Origin of the sequence: Clostridium sp. UBA4395 (assembly GCF_002390995.1) — a bacterium.
GTDB classification, from domain to species: domain Bacteria; phylum Bacillota; class Clostridia; order Clostridiales; family Clostridiaceae; genus Clostridium_J; species Clostridium_J sulfidigenes.
In genome coordinates, this window is the sequence record NZ_DGRF01000020.1 from 50,237 (window position 1) to 57,369 (window position 7,133).

Below are 7,133 nucleotides of genomic sequence, written 5' to 3' on the forward strand. Positions count from 1 at the left end.
GGTGTAATTATTACTACTAATAAGAAAAAATACTAGGTATAATATGTATAAATAAAAATGCAATATTTGTATTATAAATATTTATCATTTAATTATAAAGATTATGTTTATAATTAATAATAGTATAAAAGGAGGAAGGTTATGATAATTATTGATAGGTTTGAAGAAGAGTACGCTGTATGCGAAAAGGAAGATATGGAAATGGTAAATATACCAATTATGCATTTACCAAAGGGCATTAAAGAGGGAGATTGTATAGATTTAGTTAATGGTAAATATATTATTAATAATAAAGAGACGGAAAAACTTAAGAAACAAATTGAAAAACTTACATATAATATGTGGGTATAATAGTGTTAATTTATAGAATATATTTTAGCACTTAGCATTTGAGTCTTAGTTAGAATTGACAATTATACTATTCGGCTATACAATTGAGTTGTTAAAACTTTATCAAATTGATATTGTTAAATAGTTTACATTATTTATTTTATGATAGGGGATAGATTTTCCATGGGTATACTGAAATTTAAAAAAGCTAATTGTAAGAACTGTTATAAATGCATTAGAAATTGTCCTGTTAAAGCTATAGAGGTAAAAAATCATCAAGCCCAGATTATTGAAAGAGATTGCATTTTATGTGGTAATTGTATGGTTGTTTGCCCTCAGAATGCCAAAGAAGTTCGTAATGATGTATTAACTATAAAGAATTTGATCAGGGAGGGGAAACAGGTTATTGCTAGTATAGCGCCTTCTTATATTTCAAATTACAACGTTACTCAGTTTTCACAATTTGCTAATGTGCTAAGAAAGCTTGGATTTAGTAATGCTTTTGAAACGGCAGAAGGAGCATACATAGTCAAAAGTGAATATGAAAATTTGATTAAAAATCATTGGGAAAATATAATTATATCTTCATGTTGTCCTACGGTTGTTAAATTAGTTCAGAAGCATTATCCAGAAGCGGTAAAGTATTTAGCACCTGTAATTTCACCAGTGCAAGCTCATAGTAAGTTATTGAAAAGTAATATAAAGGATGCTATTGTTGTGTTTATTGGTCCATGCATATCTAAAAAAGAAGAATGTGGAAGTGGAGAAAAATGCAATGATATTACCATTACTTTTGAAGAATTAGATATTTGGATAAATGAAGAAGGATTAAAATTTGAAGATAATATAAACATAGATAAAAACACTTATGTTTCAAGATTATTCCCCATAACTGGAGGAATTTTGAATACAATGAATAAAAGTTCTGAGTATAGATATATTGCTATTGATGGTCTAGATAGTTGCATAGAAACCCTAAAAGAAATAATTAATAATAATCTAGATAATTGTTTTATTGAAATGAGTGCGTGTAGTGGTAGTTGTATAAATGGACCGGCATCATCTCATAACAAAGCCTTACGCATATCTTCAATGAATAAGGTAGAAAGTATAGCATTGAATGAATGTAATCATACTGATTTTGATTTGAAATATAGTATTGATACAAGTAGAAGAATTACAGATGAACAAGTAGTTGTTCAATCTCCTAGTGATAGGGAGATTAGCAGCATATTAAGAAAAATGGGGAAAAACAGTATTGAGGATGAATTGAACTGTGGAACTTGTGGGTATTCAACTTGTAGAGAAAAAGCAATAGCGGTAATTTTAGGAAAAGCAGAAATAAGTATGTGTTTACCCTATATGAAGGAAAAAGCAGAATCTTTTTCTGATAAGATTATAAGTGTTACGCCCAATGCTATTCTTACTGTAGATACTAATTTAAAAATTCAGCAGATTAATAAATCAGCTTGTGATATATTTGAAATTCAAAATTCCAGAGATATTATTGGTTTTTCAGTATCTCGAATTTTGGATGAATTTGATTTTATAAAGGTAATTAGCAAAGAAGAGAATGTAGTAAATGAAAATGTTTACTTACCTGAATACGGTAAGTTTGTTAAACAGAATTTTATATATGATAAAAATAGCGGAATTGTTATTTGTATAATGAAGGATATAACTAAACTAAAACTAAAAAGAGAGAAATTGATTAAAGAAAAGACACTTAGAGCAGAGATAACTGATAAAATTGTTGAAAAGCATATGTGTATTGTACATGAGATTGCATCATTACTTGGAGAAACAGCCGCTGAAACTCAAGTAGCACTTACAGACCTTAAAGAAGCAATACTTATGGAGGAAGAGGATTATGACTAATTTGTTTTTGGAAAGCGGATTTGCAAGCTTTAACAAACATGGTGAATCTATCTCTGGAGATTTTTATACTACAATAAAAGGTAAAGATAAGACCACATTTGTATTGTCTGATGGGTTGGGAAGTGGTATTAAGGCTAATATACTAGCAACTTTAACATCAAAGATATTAGGCACCATGATGGCTAGTAATATGTCTATAGAGGAAAGCGTATATACAATAGCTAAAAGCTTACCAGTTTGCAAGGTTAGAAATATGGCATATTCAACTTTTACTATACTTCAAATTTATCAACGAGGTGATGCATATTTAGCACAATTTGATAATCCGTCGGTAATTTTAATTAGAGAAGGGAAAAACGTTGTATATGATTCAATGTGCAAAGTTATATATGAAAAAGAAATATATGAAAGCAATATTAAGCTTTATATAGGAGATATGATAATACTTTTAACTGATGGAGTTACAAGTGCTGGTCTCGGAAGAACTACAAAAAATGGGTGGAGAAGAGAAAGTGTTATAGAATACGTTCAGAGATGGTACACTCCAGAAATGTCACCACAAAGGATGGCAGCAACCATAGCAAATGCATCTATGGATTTATATTTAAATTCCCCAGATGATGACATAACCGTTGCTGTGTTTAAAATTTGTGAGAGAAAAGTAGTAAATCTTATGATAGGTCCACCAGAGCATAAAGAAGATGATAATAAGGTATTAAAACTTTTTTTTTCAAGAAAAGGTAAGAAGATAATTTGTGGAGGAACTACGTCTAAGATAGCAAGTAGATATTTAAATAAACCTATTGTAATAAACAATAATACATGCAATGAGGAAATACCGTCAACTGCGTGTATTGAAGGAGTAGATTTAGTTACAGAAGGAGTTATAACTTTGGAAAAAGTTTTAAATATTGCTAAACAATATAGTGTTACATCAAATATATCCTTAGATTTAAGAAATAAAATAGACGGAGCTTCCATGATAGCAAAAATTTTATTTGAAGAATCAACTGATATAAATTTTTTTATAGGGAATGCAATAAATCCTGTTCATAATGATTCCAATAGTCATATTAGTTATACTATAAAATTAGGAATAATAAGAGAATTAGAAAAGATACTTAGTAATATGGGTAAAAATGTTAAAGTGAGTATGTGTTAAAAAAGAGTTTAAAAGAAGAAAAGTTACAAAACCCTAATCATAGTATGTTTTATGATTAGGGTTTTATCAGTATAGTTAAATCATATTTTGAAACATTTGAAGTATATTTAATAATCCATAGCCCCATTGAGGATTAGGATATATATCACCAAGACGTTGTACAGCGCCTCTTGCAATATAGGTTTTTATACTTTGAGAATACATGTAGGGATCATTAAGTCTAGTAAATCCCCATTCAAATAACATTGCACAAGCACCAGCAACAACAGCAGCAGCTACACAGGTGCCATTAACTGTTGCAATTTCGTTGTTAGGAGCTACGGCTATAGCATTTACACCACCAGCTGCTATATCAACATAATTGAATTTAAGGTCGTTAAAACCTGCTCCGGAGTAGTTTAGAAGATAATTATTATTTTGATTATAAGCTGCAACAGAGATTACATAAGGGGAATTGCTTGGATTAGTAGATGTTCCAAAGGGATCTGCATGGCTAAAGTGAGTACCACCAACAGTTAAGCCTTCTTCTGGAATCCAAGCATTAAAGTTACCTTTTAATACAGTATTTGTAATCAATCTAAGTTTCCATATGCCCGATTGTATGTCATAAAATCTAATTCGAATTAATTCATCACCAGTAATATCTTCAGGTAAATAGTAATTGACCTTAACTGAAGTCCTTTCGAATATATAATCATAATATTCTGTACTATTAATTACGGCCCCAATAACACCAGTGCTTTCACCAGAAGGAGATATAATTTCTACTGACATGATGTTAGGTGAATCTACCCAAATATCCATCCATAAACTATTTTGCGCTGGAGATACATCAACTTCTACTATATGAAGTTCTCCAGGTTCGGATAGTATTCCAGAAGTATGGCATCCTTTATCTCTTTGATTCCCAGTTGGAACAACCACTACAAGTCCACTATTTTGGCTTAGGTATTCAATATACTGCTCTAAGATTCCAGTTCCCTTATGATTACCTAAATTAGTACCAAGAGGAAAAAGAATGACCATTGGTTTAGTGGAAGTTAAAGAATATCTATATAAAAATTCTAGGGCTGCAAAAATAGTAGTTATATTATAAATTGGAACTTTAACATTAAATTGTGATTTATAGGAAAAATCTTCGATTAGTTTTACAATTACAAAATCGCAATTTGGGACTACACCCTTTAATTTAGGATTTTTACCAGTAGCCCCAATTATCCCAGCCATATTTGTACCATGACCGATTTCGTCTATGGTTGGTACTATATCATAGGGAGATTTACCTTCCCTAGCTGCTTGTATAGCAGACTGAATATCATCTTTTTCATATACAGTACCGTATGGAATAAACTCATCTAAAGTTTTCCCATTAGAAGGTATTGTTTGATCCCAAATACATTCTATTCTAGTTTCTCCATTATCCCTCATAAATTCTTCGCTTAAGTAATCTATACCTGTATCAAGAATTGCTACATTGACACCACTGCCATTTAAGGTTAAGGGGAGGTCCAACTGTAAGAAACCTACTTGAGAGGCCTCTGTAGGGGTAATCTGTTGAAGGGTATACATTTCAACTGGTTTTACATATACAATGGATGGATATTCAGAGTCACCAACAGATATTTCTAGGTTTTTAGGCAGAGATATGATTGCATATCTATCATTAATTATAGTTAAATAGTGACTAGGTTCTTGAGTGATGTCTTGTTGAATATTTCCTTGATACTGAACAATATAATGATCGTAATTTATATCATAAAAAATGTTATCTGGAACATCTAAATGTCGCTTCATATAAAATCACCTACAATACATTTTGGAATTCTTATAAACATATTATTAGTAGTATATACAATATAATCATGGGTTTTATTATATTCATCGCAAGTGTTCGCTCTGTTAAGAGATATATTTGTAGAATAGGATCTACTTATAAAGTTAAAAACACCTAATAGGTCTAAATATCCATATCCTAATTCCTGATTAGGAAAACGGTAATAACTGCTCCTAGCTGCACCATGCATTAGATAGCTTCTAATTTTTTGAGAATACATAGTTTGATCATTACCATTAATAATTCCCCATTCTAATAATATTGCACAGGCTCCTGCAACTATAGCAGTTGCACCAGAACTACCAGACATTGTGGTAGTGCCACCAGTAACTTTTGTAGTTAAAATATTTATTCCTAAAGTAGCTATATCAGGATTTATTAGGTTGTTAGTATTGAAACCTCTTCCAGAAGTGGAAATTAAAGCGTTATTTTCACCATAATAAGAAACAGTAACAATATTAACAGCTGTGGATGGTTCGGTTAGTGTGTTTAATGGGTTAGGTTGAAGAAATTCGGTACCGTCGGGTAAAGTACTATGGGGTTGTAGCCAAATATCATATCGCCCATCAATTAAATATTCTCCTATTAGTTTAAAGGTCCATATGCCAGGTTTTATGTCATAAAATTCTACATGGATAACTTCATGGCCAGTAAAATGTTCAGGATTAAAATATAGAACTCTTGATCTAGTGTTTAGAAATACAAATTTAGTATTCTGTTCATTAACATCCTTAGATTTTAATAGACTAGAGCTTTCACCAGTAGGAGATACTATGACCAAAGAAGCTCTGTTTGGCTTTTTAACCCATATGTTAAATGTGAAAAATTTCATTTCTTTTGTTATTCTAAGCTCTAGGGATGAGGGGTCAGTTTTATTTTTAATATAACCAGTAGCATGGGTTTGAGCAGCTCCTTCATTTCCCACGCCTGAGACTAAACATATTCCTCTAATAGTACCTATAGAGGATACATATCTAGAAATCAAGCTAGTTCCATCGTGACTACTTTCTGTAGAACCTAAGCCTAAATATATTACCATAGGTCTTTTAAGTTCAACAGCAACATTTTTTAAATATTCGACTCCAGATACGATTTCACTGGCATTATATACTGGGGTATATTCTACATCATTTTCTAATAAGGCTTTTCTAAAATTAGTAGATTCAAAGAGCTTTACGATTACAAAGTCACTGTCATTGGCTATACCTCTTACATTAGAGTTATTACCTCTGGCGCCTATAATCCCTGCAACCTGTGTACCATGTCCAATAGTATCTTTAGATGGCACGATTGCATAAGGATCTTCATTGTTCCTATAAGCTTTAATTGCTGCATTAATTTGTTCATTAGAATAAGTAGTACCCATATAGGTGCTAGAACTATTGTTTGAGATAGTTTGATCCCATAGGCTAACTATTCTTGAGGTATCATCTTCTCTAATAAATTCTTCATTAAGATAATCTATACCCGTATCTACAATACCTATTAGAACTCCTCTGCCAGTTAAATTCAAATAAGGATTTATTAATATGGAATTTATATTACCAACAGAAGGAGGGGAAGTAGATTTCGATGTTTCACCTAATACAAACATTTTTCTAAAGTCGAAAAAGATAATTTGGGGAACTTCTTTTAATAATCTATTCATTTCTAAATGGGACACTGCTACTACAGCTAGATTATCTGTAATTATATCACCACAAGCATAGGGTATTTTATCTATCTGTTCTTTAAACTCATCTTTATTTTTATATTGAACAAGAAAATTAGATACATTTTCATCGTAATACAAACTACAATCTCTCGAATTAATCATAGATACTCCCAATAATAATACTTTATAATATTATTATATTTCAGTTTAAATATTTCATGATATTATTTACTAAAATAAGTTTATAATATAAAAAAAGGGGCTGTATCAGAATG

At 30.9% G+C, this 7,133-nt stretch carries 5 protein-coding genes; 3 read left to right on the plus strand and 2 right to left on the minus strand.

The window, feature by feature from the left end:
• The first annotated feature begins 141 nt into the window (after window positions 1–141).
• The 3 genes from B2694_RS02665 to B2694_RS02675 all read left to right on the plus strand — a co-directional run bounded on the left by B2694_RS02665 (window position 142) and on the right by B2694_RS02675 (window position 3,370).
• Entirely contained in the window at window positions 142–351 is a 210-nt protein-coding gene (locus tag B2694_RS02665; protein ID WP_346884458.1) for a DUF3006 domain-containing protein, read from the plus strand.
• Window positions 352–513: 162 nt separating this feature from the next.
• On the plus strand, window positions 514–2,208 hold the full coding sequence (locus B2694_RS02670; RefSeq protein WP_346884459.1) for a [Fe-Fe] hydrogenase large subunit C-terminal domain-containing protein: 1,695 nt from the start codon (window positions 514–516) through the stop codon (window positions 2,206–2,208).
• The gene (locus B2694_RS02675) at window positions 2,201–3,370 is read left to right on the plus strand and encodes a SpoIIE family protein phosphatase (protein ID WP_346884460.1); all 1,170 of its coding nucleotides are present in this window, start codon (window positions 2,201–2,203) and stop codon (window positions 3,368–3,370) included. The genes B2694_RS02670 and B2694_RS02675 overlap by 8 nt, the downstream gene beginning before the upstream one ends.
• Window positions 3,371–3,445: 75 nt before the next feature.
• On the opposite strand, the gene B2694_RS02680 is transcribed toward B2694_RS02675, so the two are convergent.
• Together B2694_RS02680 and B2694_RS02685 are read right to left on the minus strand one after the other, a co-directional pair.
• Window positions 3,446–5,164, minus strand: coding sequence for a S8 family peptidase (locus B2694_RS02680; protein WP_346884461.1), 1,719 nt, complete (start codon window positions 5,162–5,164; stop codon window positions 3,446–3,448).
• Window positions 5,161–7,020, minus strand: a complete 1,860-nt coding sequence (locus B2694_RS02685; RefSeq protein WP_346884462.1) for a S8 family peptidase — start codon at window positions 7,018–7,020, stop codon at window positions 5,161–5,163. Before B2694_RS02685 ends, B2694_RS02680 begins: the two co-directional genes overlap by 4 nt.
• Between the last annotated feature and the right edge of the window lie 113 nt (window positions 7,021–7,133).

Excerpts from the sequence above, each read along its gene's own strand:
- B2694_RS02665 (WP_346884458.1), top strand. The coding sequence starts at position 142 with ATGATAATTATTGATAGGTTTGAAGAAGAGTACGCTGTATGCGAAAAG.
- B2694_RS02670 (WP_346884459.1), top strand. The coding sequence starts at position 514 with ATGGGTATACTGAAATTTAAAAAAGCTAATTGTAAGAACTGTTATAAA.
- B2694_RS02675 (WP_346884460.1), top strand. The coding sequence starts at position 2,201 with ATGACTAATTTGTTTTTGGAAAGCGGATTTGCAAGCTTTAACAAACAT.
- B2694_RS02680 (WP_346884461.1), bottom strand. The coding sequence starts at position 5,164 with ATGAAGCGACATTTAGATGTTCCAGATAACATTTTTTATGATATAAAT.
- B2694_RS02685 (WP_346884462.1), bottom strand. The coding sequence starts at position 7,020 with ATGATTAATTCGAGAGATTGTAGTTTGTATTACGATGAAAATGTATCT.